This is a genomic window from Streptomyces sp. NPDC034043, assembly GCF_055575675.1.
This window is the reverse complement of record NZ_JBVISF010000018.1, coordinates 28,889-45,709: the sequence shown is the minus strand read 5'-3', so window position 1 is coordinate 45,709 and position 16,821 is coordinate 28,889. Positions and strand designations below refer to the sequence as shown.

Sequence of the window (16,821 nt, the reverse complement as noted above, 5' to 3'; positions counted from 1 at the left end):
GGGTAGTCATTGAGATCGCCGCCGCAATGGGACGCAGCGGGCGCGGCACGTCCGGGTCAGTGGTCGTTCGCGCCGGTTCCGCGGGTTTCGGCGAGGGCGCGCAGGGCGCGGGCGTCGGCGATGGCGCGGGCCCTGGCGATGCCGGGCTGGATGCCGAGAACGGGCAGGCTGGTGCCGTCACTGAGGTCGAGGAACACCCAGGGGTCGCCGGGGCGGAGGTTGACGCGCAGGATCTGCGCCCACGCCAGGCGGCGGGTGGTGGTGAGGTTCACCACGGTGACGCCGCTCTCGTCCGCGACCACCTTGGGGCGGCTGAGCAGGACGAGGACGGAGCTCAGCAGGACGGCGGTGAAGACGAAGCTGATCCGCTCGCCCGGGCCGAGGTTCTCCAGGAGCAGGGCGATCGCCGTGATCGTGGCGAACATCGCCGCACCGACGCTCAGCAGCACCGCCCTGGTGCGGTTCGGCCGGAAGGTGACCGGCAGGGCGGGGGGTGCGGGCTGGGCGGCGGACTCGCTCATGGTGCGCTGGGCCTTCTGGACGGGGCGTGCGGGAGGGAGGGCGCGGGGGTCGCGCGCCGTACGGGGCGGCGGGCCGGGTCCGCGTACGGACCCGACCGGCGGTCCGCTAGAGGCGGCAGGCGTGGATCGAGGTGGTGAGGATCGCCCGCGCGCCGAGCTCGTACAGGTCGTCCATGATCCGCTGGGCGTCCTTGGCGGGGACCATGGCGCGGACCGCGACCCAGCCCTCGTTGTGGAGCGGGGAGACCGTCGGGGATTCCAGGCCCGGGGTGAGGGCGACCGCGCGCTCCAGGTGCTCGGCGCGGCAGTCGTAGTCCATCATCACGTAGCTGCGGGCCACCAGGACGCCCTGGAGGCGGCGCAGGAACTGCGCGACCTTGGGGTCGTCGGCGGGGGCGCCGGTGCGGCGGATGACGGTCGCCTCGGACTTGAGGATGGGCTCGCCGATGACCTCCAGGCCGGCGTTGCGCAGGCTGGTGCCGGTTTCGACGACGTCGGCGATGACCTGCGCCACGCCGAGCTCGATGGCGGTCTCGACGGCGCCGTCCAGGTGGACGACGGAGGCGTCGATGCCCTGGTCGGCGAGGTGCTTGGCGACGATGCCCTCGTACGAGGTGGCGATCGTCATCCCGCCGAAGTCCTCGGGGCCCTTGGCCGTGCCGGGCTTGGTGGCGTACCGGAAGGTGGAGCGGCCGAAGTTCAGCGGCAGGATCTCCTCGGCGTTGGCGCCGGAGTCCAGCAGCAGGTCGCGGCCGGTGATGCCGATGTCCAGCTTGCCCGAGGCGACGTAGATCGCGATGTCCTTCGGGCGGAGGTAGAAGAACTCGACCTCGTTGTCGGGGTCGACCGTGACGAGTTCCTTGGACTCCTTGCGCTGGCGGTAGCCGGCCTCATGGAGCATCGCCGACGCCGGTCCGGAGAGTGAACCCTTGTTGGGGACGGCGATGCGCAGCATGGGCTTCCTTTGGTGCGTAGGTGAGAAAGTGTGGGCGGGGCCCCGGGGCCCCGGTGCGAAAGGCTCCGGCCTAAAGGTGCGCGTAGACGTCGTCGAGGGAGATCCCGCGCGCCACCATCATCACCTGAACGTGGTAGAGCAGCTGGGAGATCTCCTCCGCGGCGGCTTCCTTGCTCTCGTACTCGGCGGCCATCCAGACCTCGGCGGCCTCCTCGACGACCTTCTTGCCGATGGCATGGACGCCCTTGCCGACGAGCTCGGCGGTGCGGGAGGTGCTGGGGTCGCCGTTGGCGGCCTTGAGCTGGAGTTCACTGAAGAGCTCTTCGAAGCTCTTGGTGGGTGTGTTCGCCATGATGCCTTCAGGGTACGGGTTCACCCGGGGCCCCCGGTGCCGGGGTTCACTCCGTGGACTACCGCCAGGGTTCGCTGACAGTGCGCAGGGTCATGGCGGTGGAGACGGCGGCGGTGACCGCTTCGTGCCCCTTGTCCTCGTTCGACCCTTCGAGGCCGGCGCGGTCCAGCGCCTGCTCGTCGTTGTCACAGGTCAGGACGCCGAAGCCGACGGGGACGCCGGTGTCGATCGACACCTGCACCAGGCCCTGGGTGACGCCCTGGCAGACGTAGTCGAAGTGCGGGGTGCCGCCGCGGATGACCACGCCGAGGGCGACGATGGCATCGTATCCGCGTCCGGCCAGGACCTTCGCTACGACCGGGAGCTCGAAGCTGCCGGGGACGCGCAGCAGGGTGGGCTCGTCGATGCCCAGCTCGTGCAGGGCCCGCAGGGCGCCGTCGACGAGACCGTCCATGACCTTCTCGTGCCACTGGGCCGCGATCACGGCCACCCGGAGGTCTCCGCAGTTCTTCACGCTCAGTTCGGGTGCGCCCTTGCCGCTCACAGCTCTGCTCCTCGGTGTTTCGTTCCGCTGGTGTGTACGAGTGGTGTGTCTGGGTGGTTACTGGTTGCCGCAGGCGGAGGTGTGCACGGCACCCTCCAGCCAGGGCAGGTCGTGGCCCATCCGGTCCCGCTTGGTGCGCAGGTACCGCAGGTTGTGCTCGCCGGCCTCAATGGGCATGGACTCCCGGCCGGAGACGGCGATGCCGTGGCGGACGAGGGCCGCCGACTTGTCGGGGTTGTTGGTCAGCAGCCGGACGCTCCGGACGCCGAGGTCGGCGAGGATCTGGGCGCCGGCGCCGTAGTCGCGGGCGTCGGCGGGCAGGCCCAGTTCCAGGTTGGCGTCCAGGGTGTCGCGGCCGAGCTCCTGGAGCTCGTAGGCGCGCAGCTTGGACAGCAGTCCGATGCCGCGGCCCTCGTGGCCGCGCAGGTAGACGACCACGCCGCGGCCCTCCGCCTGGATGCGGGCCATGGCGGCCTGGAGCTGGGGGCCGCAGTCGCAGCGCTGGGACTGGAAGATGTCTCCGGTCAGGCATTCGGAGTGCATCCGGACGAGGACGCCCTCGCCGTCGCCGACCTCGCCGTGGACGAGGGCGACGTGCTCGACGCCGTCGGCGGTGGAGCGGTAGCCGTACGCCGTGAACTCGCCGACGGCGGTCGGCAGGCTGACCTCGGCCTCGCGGCGCACGGTCGGCTCGGAGGAGCGGCGGTAGGCGATCAGGTCCTCGATGGAGATGATCGTCAGGCCGTGCTTGCGGGCGAAGGGGATCAGCTCGGGCAGCCGCAGCATGACCCCGTCCTCGCCGGCGATCTCCACGATGGCGCCCGCGGGGCGCAGGCCCGCGAGGCGGGCGAGGTCGACGGCGGCCTCGGTGTGGCCGTTGCGGACCAGCACCCCGCCGGCCTTGGCGCGCAGCGGGAAGACGTGGCCGGGGCGGACGAAGTCGCCCGGCTGCGACGTGCCGTTGGCCAGCAGGCGCAGGGTGGTGGCGCGGTCGGCGGCGGAGATCCCGGTGGTGACGCCGTGCTCGGCGCCGGCGTCGACGGAGACGGTGAAGGCGGTCTTCATCGACTCGGTGTTGTTCTGGACCATCTGCGGGAGCTCCAGGCGCTCCAGCTCGTCGCCCTCCATCGGCGCGCAGATCAGGCCCCGGCACTCGCTCATCATGAACGCGACGATCTCGGGGGTGGCCTTCTCGGCGGCGATGACGAGGTCGCCCTCGTTCTCGCGGTCCTCGTCGTCGACGACGACCACGGGGCGGCCGGCGGCGATGTCGCGGATGGCCTGCTCGACGGGGTCGAGGAGGAAGGTCTCCTGGGCGTCCGGTGAGGCCGGGTCCGGCACGGACTTGAGGATGGTGGTCATGCCGTTGCTCCTTCGAGGGCCGTGGCGGGGGTGGTGCGCGAACGCTGGTACCAGTCGTAGGCGCCCCACAGGACGAGCGCGAAGTAGACGACGTAGACGAGGCCGGAGAAGGCCAGGCCGCTGTTGAAGGCGAGGGGGACGCCGACGAGGTCGACGAGGAGCCAGGCGAACCAGAACTCGACGAGGCCGCGGGCCTGGGCCACCATCGCCACGATCGTGCCGACGAAGATGTAGGCGTCGGCCCAGGGGCTCCACGACAGGTTCGGGTAGAGGGTGAACAGGCCGCCCACGGCGAGGGTGCCGGCGGCCGCTCCGGCGAGGAGCAGTCCGCGTTCCCGCCAGGTGGCGGTGCGCACGGCGATGGAGCCGTCCTGGGCCTTCTGCCGGCCGAGCTGCCAGGCGCGCCAGCCCCAGACGGCGACGGAGATCACCAGGAGCTGCTTGCCGACGCCGCCCGCGAGGTGGGCGGAGGCGTAGGCGGCGACCAGGATCAGCCCGGAGAGGAGCTGCGCGGGCCAGGTCCATATGGAGCGGCGCCAGCCGAGGGCGAGCGCGGCCAGGCCGATCAGGTTGCCGATCATGTCGGACCAGATGACCTTCTGGCCGAAGACCTCGAAGGCCTGGGCGTTGAGCCAGGTCAGGGCGGTCACTGCTCCGTCTCCTTCGCGTGGAGGGGGTTCACGCCGGCGGCCAGCAGGCGCTCGACGTACTTGGCGAGGACGTCGACCTCGAGGTTGACCGGGTCGCCGCTCTGCTTGATGCCGAGGGTGGTCAGCGCGAGGGTGGTGGGGATGAGGCTGATGGTGAAGTAGTCGGCGGCGGCCTCGACCACGGTGAGGCTGACGCCGTCCACAGTGATAGAGCCCTTCTCTACGACGTACCTTGCGAGGTTCTCCGGCAGCGCGACCTTGACGATCTCCCAGTGCTCGGAGGGCGTGCGGGAGATGATCCGGCCGGTGCCGTCGACGTGCCCCTGCACGAGGTGGCCGCCGAGCCGTCCGCCGAGGGCCATGGGGCGCTCCAGGTTGACCCGGGAGCCGGCGGTCAGGGCGCCGAGGCTGGACCGGTTGAGGGTCTCCTGCATGACGTCGGCGGTGAACTCCCCGTCCGCGGTGTCCACCACGGTCAGGCAGACGCCGTTGACGGCGATCGAGTCGCCGTGCTTGGCGCCTTCGGTCACGACGGGGCCGCGCAGGCGGAAGCGGGAGGCCTCGGCGAGCTGCTCGACGGCGGTGACCTCGCCCAGTTCTTCGACGATTCCGGTGAACACTCAGTGCTCCTTGGGGGCGTTGGCGGGAACGGCGGTGATGCGCAGATCGGTGCCGGTGCGGACGGCCTCGGTGATCTCGAGGCGGACCGCGTGGGCGATGTTCGTGATGCCGGCGCCGGCGAGGGCGGCGGGTCCGGCGCCGAGGAGGGCGGGGGCGATGTAGCCGACAACCCGGTCCACGGCCCCGGCCTCCAGGAAGGCTCCGGCGAGGGTGGGGCCGCCTTCGAGGAGGACGGAGCGCACTCCGCGCCCGTACAGCCGCTCCAGGAGTTCGGGGACGGCGACGCGGCCGTCGTGCAGGGGCAGCCGGAGCACGTCGGCGCCGGGCAGGTGCGAGGTGTCGGCGTCCTCGCCGGTGACGATCAGGGTGGGGCCGGCGTCGTCGAGGATGCGGGCGGTCGGCGGGAGGCCGGCGCGGGTGTCGACGGCGACGCGCAGCGGCTGGACGGCCCCCTCGATGCCCCGTACGGCCAGGTGCGGGTCGTCGGCGCGCAGGGTACCGCCGCCGACGAGGACGGCGTCGGCCTCGGCGCGCAGCCGGTGGACGTCGGCGCGGGACTCGGCGGAGGTGATCCAGCGGCTGCTGCCGTCCTCGGCGGCGCTGCGGCCGTCGAGGGTGGCGGCGTACTTCCAGGTGACGTGCGGGCGGCCCAGCCGTACGGAGGTGAGCCAGGCGGCGTTGCCCCGCTCGGCCTCGTCGGCGAGGAACCCGGCCTCGGTGGCGACCCCGGCGGCGCGCAGGGTGGCTCCGCCCCCGCTGGCCTGCGGGTTCGGGTCGGGGACGGCGTAGACCACGCGGGCGATGCCGGCCTCGATGAGGGCCTGGGCGCAGGGGCCGGTCCGGCCGGTGTGGTTGCAGGGCTCGAGGGTGACGTAGGCGGTGCCGCCGCGGGCGGCCGGTCCCGCGGCGCGCAGGGCGTGGACCTCGGCGTGGGGGCCGCCGGCCCGCTCGTGCCAGCCTTCTCCGACGACGGCGCCGGCGGGGTCGGTGATGACGCAGCCGACGACGGGGTTGGGGCTGGTGGAGCCGAGTCCGCGGGAGGCCAGCTCGATGGCCCGGCGCATCGCGGTGATGCTCGGGTCGGGTGCTGCCTGCGCGGCGTGTGTCGCCACCGGGTCCTCCTGCCTCATCGGGCACGGACTCCGGGGCCTGTCGGGATACGACAGATGAAGCGGGTGGCACGCGGGAACGCCGGGGCCGGGGAATCGGTCCGTCCGACACGTATCCGCTGGGGATACGCCGATGGACCGCCGACGGCGGCGTACCGGTGACTGGCCCGCCGCGCACTGCCTCCCATCCGGACTTTAACCGTCGGTCCAGGAATCTCACCTGGTCAACCGGCCGCTGGATGCGGACGGGTCGCGGACTATACCGCCGGTTCGGAATTACACCGACCCCGGAGTGCGCTGCTACTGGTACTAGGGCCAGTGTGCCACGGGCGCTCGGCGGCCATGCGGGTGAAGCGCTGTGGCCTGACTCACAAGCGAGCCGTTCTCGAGCGCGCCGCTCCAGTGCCGGTGGTGCCGCGATCCCACCCCTCAGCGCTTTGGTCCAGACCTATTGACGGGTTGGTCTAGTCCTCTTAACGTTCCCTTCATCTTCCCCGGGAGCCGGCCTGTCGACGTGCGCACGTCACGGGCCAACCAGCGCCACCTTCCTGCCTGTTGCCGCACGTTGGCCCCGCCACCCTCCCCTCCCCAGGAGACACCATGCCGTCCCCCACACGTACGAGAGCGATGCTGCTGGCATCCGGCGCGGCGATCGCCGGTCTGCTGGCCGGCGGGCTCTCGGCCGGCGTGTCCCACGCCGCCGACAACGAGAGCTGCCGCCCGGACGGGCTGTACAAGACCACCGGTGTCGACGTCCCGTACTGCTCGGTCTACGACTCCGAAGGCCGCGAGAAGATGGGCGCCGACCACCAGCGCCGCGTCATCGGTTACTTCACCGGATGGCGCACCGGCAAGGACGGCAGCCCCGCCTACCTCGTCAACAACGTCCCGTGGTCCAAGGTCACCCACCTGAACTACGCCTTCGCCCACGTCGGCGCCGACAACAGGCTCTCGGTCGGCGCGGACAACGCGAACAACGCCGCCACCGGGATGACCTGGCCGGGCGTCGCGGGCGCCGAGATGGACCCGTCCCTCCCCTACAAGGGCCACTTCAACCTGCTGAACAAGTTCAAGAAGCAGTACCCGGACGTCAAGACGCTCATCTCGGTCGGCGGCTGGGCCGAGACCGGCGGCTACTTCGGCGACGACGGGAACCGGGTCGCCTCCGGCGGGTTCTACTCGATGGCCACCAACGCCGACGGCTCCGTCAACACGGCCGGCATCGAGACCTTCGCGGATTCCTCCGTCGAGTTCATCCGGAAGTACGGGTTCAACGGCGTCGACATCGACTACGAGTACCCGACCACCATGAAGGACGCGGGCAACCCGCTGGACTGGCAGCTGTCCAACGCCCGCCGCGCCGGCCTGGTCAAGGGCTACGACGTCCTCATGAGGACCCTGCGCGAGAAGCTCGACCGCGCGGGCGCCGCCGACGGCAAGCACTACCTGCTGTCCGTCGCCGCCCCCTCCTCCGGCTACCTGCTGCGGGGCATGGAGACGTTCCAGATGCAGAAGTACCTGGACTACGTCAACATCATGTCCTACGACCTGCACGGCGCCTGGAACGAGTACGTCGGCCCCAACGCCTCCCTCTTCGACGACGGCAAGGACGCCGAACTGGCCGCCGCCGGCGTCTACTCCACCTCCCAGTACGGCGGCGTCGGCTACCTCAACACCGACTGGGCCTACCACTACTTCCGCGGTTCGATGCCGTCGGGCCGGATCAACATCGGCCTGCCGTACTACACCCGCGGCTTCAAGAACGTGCAGGGCGGCACGGACGGCCTGTGGGGCAAGGCCCCGGCCACCAGCTGCCCGGCGGGCGCCGGTCTGACCAAGTGCGGTGACGGCGCGGTCGGCATCGACAACCTGTGGCACGACAAGGACGCCAACGGGGCCGAGTCCCCGGCGGGCTCCAACCCGATGTGGCACGCCAAGAACCTGGAGAAGGGCGTCGTCGGCGACTACGTCACCAGGTACGGCTTCCCCGCGAACACCACCCTGACCGGCAGCTACGCCCGCAAGTACGACTCCACCCTGGTGGCGCCGTGGCTGTGGAACGCGCAGAAGAAGGTCTTCCTGTCGACGGAGGACGAGCAGTCGGTGGCGGCCAAGGCCGACTACGTGATCGACAAGGGCATCGGCGGCACGATGGTCTGGGAGCTGGCCGGCGACTACTCCTACAACGCGGCCAAGGGCCAGTACGAGATGGGCGACACGCTCACCTCCCTGATGTACGACAAGTTCAAGGCGGCCACCCCGTACGGCGCGAAGAAGGCGGGCGCCGCGCTGCCCGCGCGGGCCGTGGACATCAAGGCGGAGTTCACCGAGTTCAAGCTGGGCGACTCCAACTACCCGATCACCCCCAAGCTCAAGATCACCAACAACACGAGGACGACGCTGCCCGGCGGCACCGAGTTCCAGTTCGACTACGGCACCTCGGCCCCGGCCAACGCCTCGGACCAGTCCGGCTTCGGCACCAAGGTGATCGCCACCGGCCACAGCGGCAACAACGTCGGCGGCCTCAAGGGCGACTTCCAGCGGGTCTCCCTGAAGCTCCCGGCCTGGCAGACGCTGGCCCCGGGCGCCTCGGTCGACCTCGCGTTCAACTACTACCTGCCGGTGTCCACGCCCTCCAACTGGACGGTGAACATCTCCGGCACCGCCTACGCCCTCGCCGGTGACCTGGCGCGCGGCACCACGACGGCGGAGCCCGGCGGCACCCAGCCGCCGACCACTCCCCCGACCACCCCGCCCACCACTCCCCCGACCACCCCGCCCACCACCCCGGGGACGTGCACCAGCCCGGCGTACGCCGCGGGCACGGTCTACAACTCCGGCAGCGTGGTCTCGCACAAGGGCCACACCTGGAAGGCCCAGTGGTGGACGCAGAACGAGGAGCCCGGCACCACCGGCCAGTGGGGCGTCTGGAAGGACCAGGGCGCCTGCTGACCCTTCCCCGCCGAGCGCGGTGAACACGAGGACCCGGTGGCCCGGCGGCCACCGGGTCCTCCCGCGTACGGAACTTCCCCGCCCGGCCCGTCACATTCCGGCGGGCCGTCCTGTCACCTGCACGAAGACACCGCGACAGGGAAGGACCCCGCACCATGAGCACGATCCTCGTCACCGGCGCCACCGGCACCCTCGGAGCCCCGCTCGTCACCCGGCTGCGCGAGCAGGGCCACGAGGTCCGGGCTCTGAGCCGGCATTCCGCCGAGCACCCCGTCGACCTGAGGGACGGCAGCGGGCTGGACGCGGCGATGGCCGGCGCGCAGGTGGTGGTCCACTGCGCGAGCAACACGCGCGGCGCGGGCAAGGGCGACGACCTGGCCGCCGGGCACCTGGTCCGGGCGGCCCGGCGGGCGGGGACCGTCACGAACGTCGTCTACGTCTCGATCGTCGGCGTGGACGTCATCCCCTTCGGCTACTACCGGATGAAGCACACGGTGGAGCGGCTGCTGGAGGAGTCCGGGCTCGGCGTGACGGTCCTGCGTACGACCCAGTTCCACGACCTGGTGGCCCAGGTGGTGGGGATGGCGGCCAGGCTGCCGGTGGTGCCCTTGCCGAAGGGGGTACGGGTCCAGCCGATCGCCGTCGAGGAGGTCGCGGACCGGCTGGCGCGGCTGGCGGTTCCGGTCGCGGCGGGCCGGGTGCCGGACATGGGCGGCCCCGAGACCCGCACGCTGGTGGAGTGGGGCCGCCTCCACCTCGCGGCGACCGGGCGCAGGCGCCGCGTGGTGGCGCTGCCGCTCGCGGGGAAGGCGTACGCGGCCTTCCGGCGCGGCGCCAACCTGGCACCGGCACACGCGGTGGGGCGGGGCACGTACGCGGAGTTCCTGGCGCGGCGGGGCTGAGCTCCGGGGAGCCGGGCGGCGTCGGCCGGCCGCCTCGGCGGGGTTCCGGGCGCGCCGGCGGGCCGCCTCGGCGGGCTCGGGCCGCGCGCCGCTCAGCCTCCGAACAGGTCGTCCTGGGCGGCGGCCCGCGCGGCGAGGCGGGCGCCCTCCAGGACGGCCGGGCCGCCGAGGGCGGTGGCGCGGACCGCTGTCGGGACGGGGGTCAGGGCGGCCAGGCGGTGCTCGACGCGGGCGGCGAGGCCGGGGCCGCCCGCGCGGCCGAGCTCCCCGCCGAGGACCACGCAGCCCGGGTCCAGGACCGCGGCGACGGCCGCCGCCCCCAGGGAGAGCCGCTCGGCGAGGGCGTCCAGGAAGGCCTCCCCGGACGCGCCGGCCACGGCCTCCTCCACGGGCCCGGTGAATCCGTGCTCCGCCGCCAGGGCGGCCACCGCCGCGCGTCCGGCCAGGGAGTGGAAGCCGCCGCCGCAGTCGGTGGCGGAGGGCAGCCCGGCGGTGCCGGGTACCGGGAGGAAGCCGATCTCCCCGGCCCCGCCGGAGGCGCCCCGGCGCAGCCGCCCGTCCAGGACGACGGCGGCGCCGACGCCCGCGCCGAGCCACAGCAGGACGAAGGAGTCCAGGTCGGTGGCCGCGCCGACGCGCTGTTCGGCGAGGGCCGCCAGGTTGGTCTCGTTCTCCACCACCACCTTGGCGGGCAGGCTCCGCTGGAGGGCGGCGACCAGGTCCCGGTGCCAGGCGGGCAGCCCGCCGGTGTCGCGCAGGTCGCCGCTCGCCGGGGTGACCAGTCCGGGGGCGCCGACGACCACCGTGTGCAGCTGCCGCGCGCCGGCCTCCCGGGCCAGCTCCTCCAGGCGGGCCACGGCCTCGCCGACCGCGTCTACCGGCAGCGCCGCCCGCGCCAGGGGGTGCCCGAGGAGGTCGGTGACCACGGCGGTCGCGCTGTCGGTCCGTACGTCCAGGGCGGCCAGGTGGGCCCGGCCGGCGACGATCCCGTACAGGCGCGCGTTGGGGCCGCGCCGCTGTGCGCCGGACTCCCCCACGACCTCGATCAGCCCGGCCGCGCCGAGCCGTTCGACCAGGTCGGCGACGGAGGGGCGGGACAGGCCGGTCAGCCGCTTGAGCTGGGCCGCCGTCAGGGGGCCCTGTTCCTGCAGGAGTTCCAGGGCGAGCCGGTCGTTGATGGCCCGGGCCGTGCTCGGGGAGGCGGGGGACGGCACGGCCGTCGCGGCGGGGGTCAGCACCTTGGCAGGGGTCACGGCGCCCATCCTAGGGAGGCGGCCCACTAACTATCAGGCAGGCTCCCTGATAGTTTACTTCCCATGACCGGGGAACCCGACCTCAGCCCCGCGCGGCTGCGCCGCGCCCGCTTCGCGATCGCCGCCGTCTTCTGCGTGCACGGCGCCGTCACCGGCTCCTTCGCCACCCGCATCCCCTGGATCCAGGAGCACACCGGGCTAGGCTCGGGCACCCTGGGCCTGGCCCTGGCCTTCCCCGCCCTGGGGGCGGCCCTCGCGATGCCGCTGGCCGGGCGGATCAGTCACCGCTTCGGCGCCCGCCCCGCCCTGCGCGTCCTGCTGGCGCTGTGGACCCTGTCGCTGGTCCTGCCGGCCCTGGCGCCGGACCTGTGGACCCTGTGCGGGGCGCTCTTCGTGTACGGGGCCACCTCCGGCATGTCGGACGTGGCGATGAACGCCCTCGGGGTGGAGACGGAGAACCGGCTCGGCCGCTCGGTCATGTCCTCGCTGCACGGCATGTGGAGCGTGGGGGCGCTGCTGGGTTCCGCCGCCGGTACGGCCGCCGCCCACGCCGGGGCCGACGCCCGGGCGCACCACCTGGTGGCGGCGCTGGCCCTGACCGCCGCCGGACTGCTCGCCGTACGGGGGGTGCTCGACCTGCGCGCCGGGCACGAGGAGGAGGCCCCGCCGCGCTTCGCCCGGCCCCCGAGGGCGGCCCTGCTGATCGGCGGGGTGGGCTTCTGCGCGGTCTTCGCCGAGGGGGCGAGCCTGGACTGGTCGGCCGTGTACCTGCGGGACGTGCTGGGCGCGGCGGCGGGTCCGGCCGCCGCCTCCACCACCGCCTTCGCGCTGACCATGGCGCTGGCCCGGCTCGCCGGGGACCGGGTGGTCGACCGCTTCGGGGCGGTGCGCACGGTGCGGGCGGGCGGGGCGCTGGCCGTCGCGGGCGGGCTGGTCGTGGTCGGCGTCCGGCATCCGGCGGCGGCGATGGCGGGCTTCGCCCTGATCGGGCTCGGCATCGCGGTGGTGGTGCCGCTGGCCTTCGCCGCGGCGGCGCGCAGCGGCCCGGCTCCGGCGCAGGCCATCGCCGGGGTGGCGACTATCACCTACACCTCGGGGCTGATCGCGCCGTCGGCTATCGGCGCGGTGGCGGACGCGAGCTCGCTGGTGGTCTCGTTCGGGCTGGTGACCCTGCTGGCGTGCGCGCTGACCGCGGGGGCGGGGGCCCTGGGGGGCCGGCGGCTACCGGGAGCGGAAGGATCCGCCAATCGGGACGAACCAGCCCCTATACGGCCGTAATATATGCGCTGGCCCGCTGCGGTGAACGTACGGCAGGCGGCCAGGATCCTTGATCGGCCGACGGAACGGAAGTGGTGGGACATGGGCTTCGGCGTGGGCTGGACCCTGCACGGAGACGGGCGGACGCCCGCTCCCGGCGCGGTGGTGCGGCCGGAGGAGCGGCTGTCGTGGCCGCGCACCGCCGGGCTCGGCGCCCAGCACGTCGTCGCGATGTTCGGCGCGAGCTTCGTCGCCCCGGTCCTCATGGGCCTGGACCCGAACCTGGCGATCATGATGTCGGGCATCGCGACGGTGATCTTCCTGCTCGCGACGCGTGGCCGGGTCCCCTCCTACCTGGGCTGCTCGCTCTCCTTCGTGGGCGTCGCCGCCGCGATCCGGGCGGGCGGCGGGGACAGCGCGGTGGTCACGGGCGCGGTCTTCGTCGTCGGCGCCGCGCTGTTCCTGGCGGGTCTGGCCGTCCAGCGGTTCGGGGCGCGGATCATCCACGCGGCGATGCCGCCGGTGGTGACGGGCGCGGTCGTGATGCTGATCGGCTTCAACCTGGCGCCGGTGACGGCTTCGACGTACTGGCCCCAGGACCAGTGGACGGCCCTGCTGACCATGCTGTTCACCGGGCTCGCGGTGGTGTGCCTGCGCGGGTTCTGGTCGCGCGTCGCGATCTTCCTCGGCCTGGTCTTCGGGTACGCGGTCTCCTGGGTCTTCGACCTGGCCTTCGGGAAGATCCACTCCACAGTGGGCGGCCCCGAGGCCGTGGACCACTGGCGGCTCGACCTCTCCGGTGTGGGCAAGGCCGACTGGATCGGGCTGCCGTCCTTCCACGCGCCGGCCTTCGAGTGGTCGGCCGTCCTGATCGCACTGCCCGTGGTGATCGCGCTGATCGCCGAGAACGCCGGCCACATCAAGGCCGTCGGCGAGATGACCGGCGACCCGCTCGACGACAAGCTCGGCACCGCCATCGCCGCCGACGGCGCGGCGTCCATGCTGTCCACGGCGGTGGGCGGCCCGCCGAACACCACGTACTCCGAGAACATCGGGGTCATGGCCGCCACCCGCGTCTACTCCACGGCGGCCTACTGGGCGGCGGCCGGCTTCGCCCTGCTCTTCGGCCTGTGCCCGAAGTTCGGGGCCGTGGTGGCCGCGATCCCCGGCGGGGTGCTGGGCGGCATCACCGTGATCCTGTACGGCATGATCGGCCTGCTCGGCGCGCAGATCTGGCACAGCGGCCGGGTGGACCTGCGCAATCCGCTGAACCTCGTCCCGGCCGCGGCGGGCATCATCATCGGCGTCGGCGGGGTCGAGCTGCACTTCACCGACAGCTTCGAGCTGGGCGGCATCGCGCTCGGCACCATCGTGGTGATCACCGGCTACCACGCGCTGCGCTACTTCGCCCCCGCGCACCTGAAGGAGCAGGAGCCCCTGCTCGACTCCGGGACCTCCGACTACGACACCCGGGTCGACAAGCGCGGTTGACGGGTCTTCGCCCGAACCGGCGAAGCGCACGGCCAAGTTCCCCGCGCGGGCCGTCCCGGCTGGGACGCTGCCTGACATGGAAGCGGTACTCGCGCGGATGCGCGCCCTGGACGAGCGGCTGCCCGCGCAGGACGGTGTGGCCGTCTTCAACCGCGTGTACATGACCGTGACGCACACCCTGTACCGGCGGATCGGGCAGGGGGAGTTCCCGGCACCCCGGCGGGCCGAGACGCTGGCCGTCCGGTTCGCGGAGCGGTACCTGGCGGCGGTGGAGGCGGACCGGGCTCCGGCCTGCTGGCGCCCGCTGCTCCAGTACCGCCGCCACCCGGGGGTGCGCCCCCTCCAGCACGCGCTGGCCGGGATCAACGCCCACATCGGGCACGACCTGGCGCTGGCGGTGGTGTCCACCTGCCGCGTGCTGGACTGCCCGCCCTCGGCCCTCGAGGCCGACTTCCACCAGGTCGGCGACACCCTGGTCTCCCTGGAGGAACGCATCCGGGAGGACCTGATGCCCGGCCCGGACCTGCTGGAAGTCGCCGACCCGCTCACCCACCTGCTGGGCTCCTGGAGCCTGGAGCGGGCCCGGGCGGGCGCCTGGGCCTCGGCCCGTCTGCTGTGGACCCTGCGGCGCTCCCCCGACCTGGCGGAGGAGTTCGAGGAGTCCCTCGACGCCGGTGTGGGGCTGGTGGGCCGCTGCCTGCTGACCCCGACGGAGCTCCGATCCGCTGCGCGGTGCTGCCCGACCACCTGGTGACCCCGCCGGCTCGCTGCGCGGGGCCGTGTCGGCTGGTGACACCGCCGGTCGCCTGCCGCCGGGCCGAGCCGCTGCGCGGGCGGAGCTCCCCCACCCGCCCTTCGCCCGTTCCCCGGGCTGCGCCCGGACCCCTTCCTGGGGCTCCGCCCCCAGACCCCCGCGCCTCAAACGCCGGCGGGGCCGGATGTGCCGGCGACTGAGACGAGAACGGTTGAACGGCGGGGAGGGGCAAGCCCCGCGCGGCGGCCGACCAGCCGCACACGACCCACCGGCCCCGGACGCACGAACCGGCCCCGCCCCGCACACGCCGGACGGAGTCCGGCGCAGCGGCGCGAAGCCGGTAAGGCGCCCTGGCGCCGCACCGCGCGAGCGGTGCGGCAAGAGGGGCTAATCCTCGGGGAGCTCGACCGGGGCGATCTCGTCGTAGACGTCGCCCGGGCCCGGGTTGGCGGCGTCCGTGGAGCCGCCGAGGTGGTGCATGACGCCCCAGACCGCGTTCAGGGCGGTCTGGACGGCGCCCTCGGCCCAGCCGGCCGTCCAGGAGATGTCGTCGCCCGCGAGGAAGATGCCGCGCTTGTCCTCGGGGAGGCGGTCCTGCATGAAGTGGGTGAACAGGCGCCGCTGGTAACGGTAGTGGCCGGGCAGGTTCGCCTTGAACGCGCCCATGAAGTACGGCTCGTTCTCCCAGGACACGGTCACCGGGTTGCCGATGATGTGGCGGCGGATGTCGACCTTGGGGTAGATCTCGCCGAGGGACTTCAGCATGACCTCCATCCGCTCGTTCGCGGACAGCGGCAGCCACTTCAGGCTGTCGTCGCACCAGGTGTACGACAGGCAGATCACGGCCGGCTGGTCCGGGCCGTTGTCCAGCAGGTAGGTGCCGCGGGTCATGCGGTCCGTGAGCGTCATCGACATGACGTCGCGGCCGGTCTCCTCGTCCTTGTCCAGCCAGAACGGCCGGTCGACGGGGATGAACAGCTTCGAGCTCTCCATGTAGTGGGTGCGCTCGATCGCCGTCCAGTGGTCGATCGGGAAGAGCGTGTCATCGCACTCGATCTTCGACAGCAGCATCCACGACTGGGCCGTGAAGATCGCGGCGCGGTAGGTGCGGATGTCGCCGGAGGCGTCGGTGACGGTGATGCGGTTGCCGGCCGTGCGGTGCAGGCGGGTCACCGCCGGGCGCGGGGTGCCGTCGTGCAGGGAGGACAGGGAGGTTCCCTGGGCCCAGTACAGGATCTTCTCGGGCTCGCGCTCCCACAGGCGCAGCGGCAGCTGCTGCGAGCCGCCGACGATCCCGCGGTGGTGGTCGTCGGCCTCGGTGTAGACGACGCGCAGGATCTCCAGGATGGAGTTCGGGAAGTCGGTGTCCCAGCCGCCGGTGCCGAAGCCGACCTGGCCGAAGATCTCGCGCTTGCGGAAGGACTGGAAGGCCTCGGACTTGCAGAGGAAACCGTAGAAGGTCTCGTCGTCGAGCTTCTCGACGAGCTTCGCCCAGATCTCGCGGATGCGCGGGACGTCCCGCTCGCGCATCGCGGTGTTCATGTCGGAGAAGTCGGCGCCCTCGTCGAGGCAGGCGTTCCACGCGGCGGCGACGTCGCGGTAGACCTGCGGGAGGTCGGCGATGGTCTCGGCGTAGTGGGTCTCGCCCTTGAGGTCCACGACCGTGGAGGGGGTGGCCTCGGCCAGCGGGTTCGGGAAGGGCTGGGTCCGCAGGCCCACGAGGTCGATGTAGTGCTGGAGCGCGGTGGAGGACGGCGGGAAGCGCATGGCGCCCATCTCCGCGGTCAGGCCCTCGGTGCCGGCGCCCTCGAAGCCGACGGTCCGCAGGCGGCCGCCGATCTGGTCGGCCTCGTACACGACGGGCTTGAGGCCCATCTTCATCAGCTCGTAGGCGGAGATGATGCCGGACAGACCGCCGCCGATGACGGCGACCTCCGTGCCGTGCTCGGTCGCCGGTATCTGGCCCAGGCCCGCCGGGTGGGCGAGGAAGTCGTCGTAGGCGTACGGGAAGTCCGGCCCGAACATGGTGATCGGCGGCTGGCCGTCGCTGTGCGGAACGGCGGTGGTGGGCACCGTGGACGTCATGGGGGCACGTCTC

General features: G+C 72.6%; 15 protein-coding genes and 1 riboswitch. Of the genes, 5 read left to right on the top strand and 10 right to left on the bottom strand.

Going from position 1 to position 16,821, the window contains the following annotated elements; genetic code table 11:
• Positions 1 to 56: 56 nt before the first annotated feature.
• The 8 genes from ACZ51S_RS30660 to ribD form a co-directional block, all read right to left on the bottom strand.
• Positions 57 to 521 carry a PH domain-containing protein gene (locus tag ACZ51S_RS30660; protein ID WP_468476999.1) on the bottom strand — a complete coding sequence of 155 codons (465 nt, stop codon included), beginning with the start codon at positions 519 to 521 and terminating at the stop codon, positions 57 to 59.
• A gap of 106 nt (positions 522 to 627) precedes the next feature.
• Positions 628 to 1,476: an ATP phosphoribosyltransferase gene (gene hisG / locus ACZ51S_RS30655; protein WP_388943711.1), complete on the bottom strand. Its 849-nt coding sequence runs from the start codon at positions 1,474 to 1,476 to the stop codon at positions 628 to 630.
• Between the two features lie 70 nt (positions 1,477 to 1,546).
• Positions 1,547 to 1,828 carry a phosphoribosyl-ATP diphosphatase gene (locus ACZ51S_RS30650; protein WP_388943709.1) on the bottom strand — a complete coding sequence of 94 codons (282 nt, stop codon included), beginning with the start codon at positions 1,826 to 1,828 and terminating at the stop codon, positions 1,547 to 1,549.
• A gap of 58 nt (positions 1,829 to 1,886) precedes the next feature.
• On the bottom strand, positions 1,887 to 2,372 hold the full coding sequence (ribH, locus tag ACZ51S_RS30645; RefSeq protein ID WP_007262951.1) for a 6,7-dimethyl-8-ribityllumazine synthase: 486 nt from the start codon (positions 2,370 to 2,372) through the stop codon (positions 1,887 to 1,889).
• A gap of 57 nt (positions 2,373 to 2,429) precedes the next feature.
• The gene (locus ACZ51S_RS30640; protein WP_388943706.1) at positions 2,430 to 3,734 is read right to left on the bottom strand and encodes a bifunctional 3,4-dihydroxy-2-butanone-4-phosphate synthase/GTP cyclohydrolase II; all 1,305 of its coding nucleotides are present in this window, start codon (positions 3,732 to 3,734) and stop codon (positions 2,430 to 2,432) included.
• Complete coding sequence (locus ACZ51S_RS30635; RefSeq protein WP_388943704.1) at positions 3,731 to 4,384, bottom strand: nicotinamide mononucleotide transporter family protein; 654 nt, start codon at positions 4,382 to 4,384, stop codon at positions 3,731 to 3,733. Before ACZ51S_RS30635 ends, ACZ51S_RS30640 begins: the two co-directional genes overlap by 4 nt.
• A complete protein-coding gene (locus tag ACZ51S_RS30630; RefSeq protein ID WP_467892738.1) occupies positions 4,381 to 5,004 on the bottom strand; it encodes a riboflavin synthase in 624 nt (207 codons plus the stop codon). The genes ACZ51S_RS30635 and ACZ51S_RS30630 overlap by 4 nt, the downstream gene beginning before the upstream one ends.
• Entirely contained in the window at positions 5,005 to 6,135 is a 1,131-nt protein-coding gene (gene ribD, locus ACZ51S_RS30625; protein ID WP_468477000.1) for a bifunctional diaminohydroxyphosphoribosylaminopyrimidine deaminase/5-amino-6-(5-phosphoribosylamino)uracil reductase RibD, read from the bottom strand.
• Between the two features lie 149 nt (positions 6,136 to 6,284).
• Positions 6,285 to 6,414: riboswitch (FMN riboswitch) on the bottom strand.
• Between the two features lie 300 nt (positions 6,415 to 6,714).
• Here ribD and ACZ51S_RS30620 point away from each other — a divergent pair.
• Complete coding sequence (locus ACZ51S_RS30620) at positions 6,715 to 9,066, top strand: chitinase C-terminal domain-containing protein (protein ID WP_468962603.1); 2,352 nt, start codon at positions 6,715 to 6,717, stop codon at positions 9,064 to 9,066.
• A gap of 155 nt (positions 9,067 to 9,221) precedes the next feature.
• A complete protein-coding gene (locus ACZ51S_RS30615; protein ID WP_468477002.1) occupies positions 9,222 to 9,968 on the top strand; it encodes an SDR family oxidoreductase in 747 nt (248 codons plus the stop codon).
• Positions 9,969 to 10,060: 92 nt separating this feature from the next.
• Here ACZ51S_RS30615 and ACZ51S_RS30610 read toward each other — a convergent pair whose 3' ends face one another.
• A complete protein-coding gene (locus ACZ51S_RS30610) occupies positions 10,061 to 11,230 on the bottom strand; it encodes an ROK family transcriptional regulator (RefSeq protein WP_468962600.1) in 1,170 nt (389 codons plus the stop codon).
• 54 nt (positions 11,231 to 11,284) lie between these two features.
• Between ACZ51S_RS30610 and ACZ51S_RS30605 the strand changes: the two genes are divergently transcribed.
• The 3 genes from ACZ51S_RS30605 (at position 11,285) to ACZ51S_RS30595 (ending at position 14,723) form a co-directional block, all read left to right on the top strand.
• Positions 11,285 to 12,499 (top strand): MFS transporter, encoded by a 1,215-nt coding sequence (locus ACZ51S_RS30605; RefSeq protein ID WP_468962597.1) that lies wholly within the window; start codon positions 11,285 to 11,287, stop codon positions 12,497 to 12,499.
• An 81-nt stretch (positions 12,500 to 12,580) separates the two neighbouring features.
• The gene (locus ACZ51S_RS30600) at positions 12,581 to 13,969 is read left to right on the top strand and encodes a uracil-xanthine permease family protein (RefSeq protein ID WP_388943820.1); all 1,389 of its coding nucleotides are present in this window, start codon (positions 12,581 to 12,583) and stop codon (positions 13,967 to 13,969) included.
• A gap of 76 nt (positions 13,970 to 14,045) precedes the next feature.
• Entirely contained in the window at positions 14,046 to 14,723 is a 678-nt protein-coding gene (locus tag ACZ51S_RS30595) for a DUF5995 family protein (RefSeq protein ID WP_468477005.1), read from the top strand.
• A 387-nt stretch (positions 14,724 to 15,110) separates the two neighbouring features.
• On the opposite strand, the gene ACZ51S_RS30590 is transcribed toward ACZ51S_RS30595, so the two are convergent.
• Positions 15,111 to 16,808 carry a flavin monoamine oxidase family protein gene (locus ACZ51S_RS30590; protein ID WP_468477006.1) on the bottom strand — a complete coding sequence of 566 codons (1,698 nt, stop codon included), beginning with the start codon at positions 16,806 to 16,808 and terminating at the stop codon, positions 15,111 to 15,113.
• Between the last annotated feature and the right edge of the window lie 13 nt (positions 16,809 to 16,821).

What these genes read in the sequence shown, in the direction of transcription:
- ACZ51S_RS30660 (WP_468476999.1), bottom strand. Translation starts at nt 521, where the DNA reads ATGAGCGAGTCCGCCGCCCAGCCCGCACCCCCCGCCCTGCCGGTCACC.
- hisG (WP_388943711.1), bottom strand. Translation starts at nt 1,476, where the DNA reads ATGCTGCGCATCGCCGTCCCCAACAAGGGTTCACTCTCCGGACCGGCG.
- ACZ51S_RS30650 (WP_388943709.1), bottom strand. Translation starts at nt 1,828, where the DNA reads ATGGCGAACACACCCACCAAGAGCTTCGAAGAGCTCTTCAGTGAACTC.
- ACZ51S_RS30640 (WP_388943706.1), bottom strand. Translation starts at nt 3,734, where the DNA reads ATGACCACCATCCTCAAGTCCGTGCCGGACCCGGCCTCACCGGACGCC.
- ribD (WP_468477000.1), bottom strand. Translation starts at nt 6,135, where the DNA reads ATGAGGCAGGAGGACCCGGTGGCGACACACGCCGCGCAGGCAGCACCC.
- ACZ51S_RS30620 (WP_468962603.1), top strand. Translation starts at nt 6,715, where the DNA reads ATGCCGTCCCCCACACGTACGAGAGCGATGCTGCTGGCATCCGGCGCG.
- ACZ51S_RS30615 (WP_468477002.1), top strand. Translation starts at nt 9,222, where the DNA reads ATGAGCACGATCCTCGTCACCGGCGCCACCGGCACCCTCGGAGCCCCG.
- ACZ51S_RS30610 (WP_468962600.1), bottom strand. Translation starts at nt 11,230, where the DNA reads ATGGGCGCCGTGACCCCTGCCAAGGTGCTGACCCCCGCCGCGACGGCC.
- ACZ51S_RS30605 (WP_468962597.1), top strand. Translation starts at nt 11,285, where the DNA reads ATGACCGGGGAACCCGACCTCAGCCCCGCGCGGCTGCGCCGCGCCCGC.
- ACZ51S_RS30600 (WP_388943820.1), top strand. Translation starts at nt 12,581, where the DNA reads ATGGGCTTCGGCGTGGGCTGGACCCTGCACGGAGACGGGCGGACGCCC.
- ACZ51S_RS30595 (WP_468477005.1), top strand. Translation starts at nt 14,046, where the DNA reads ATGGAAGCGGTACTCGCGCGGATGCGCGCCCTGGACGAGCGGCTGCCC.
- ACZ51S_RS30590 (WP_468477006.1), bottom strand. Translation starts at nt 16,808, where the DNA reads ATGACGTCCACGGTGCCCACCACCGCCGTTCCGCACAGCGACGGCCAG.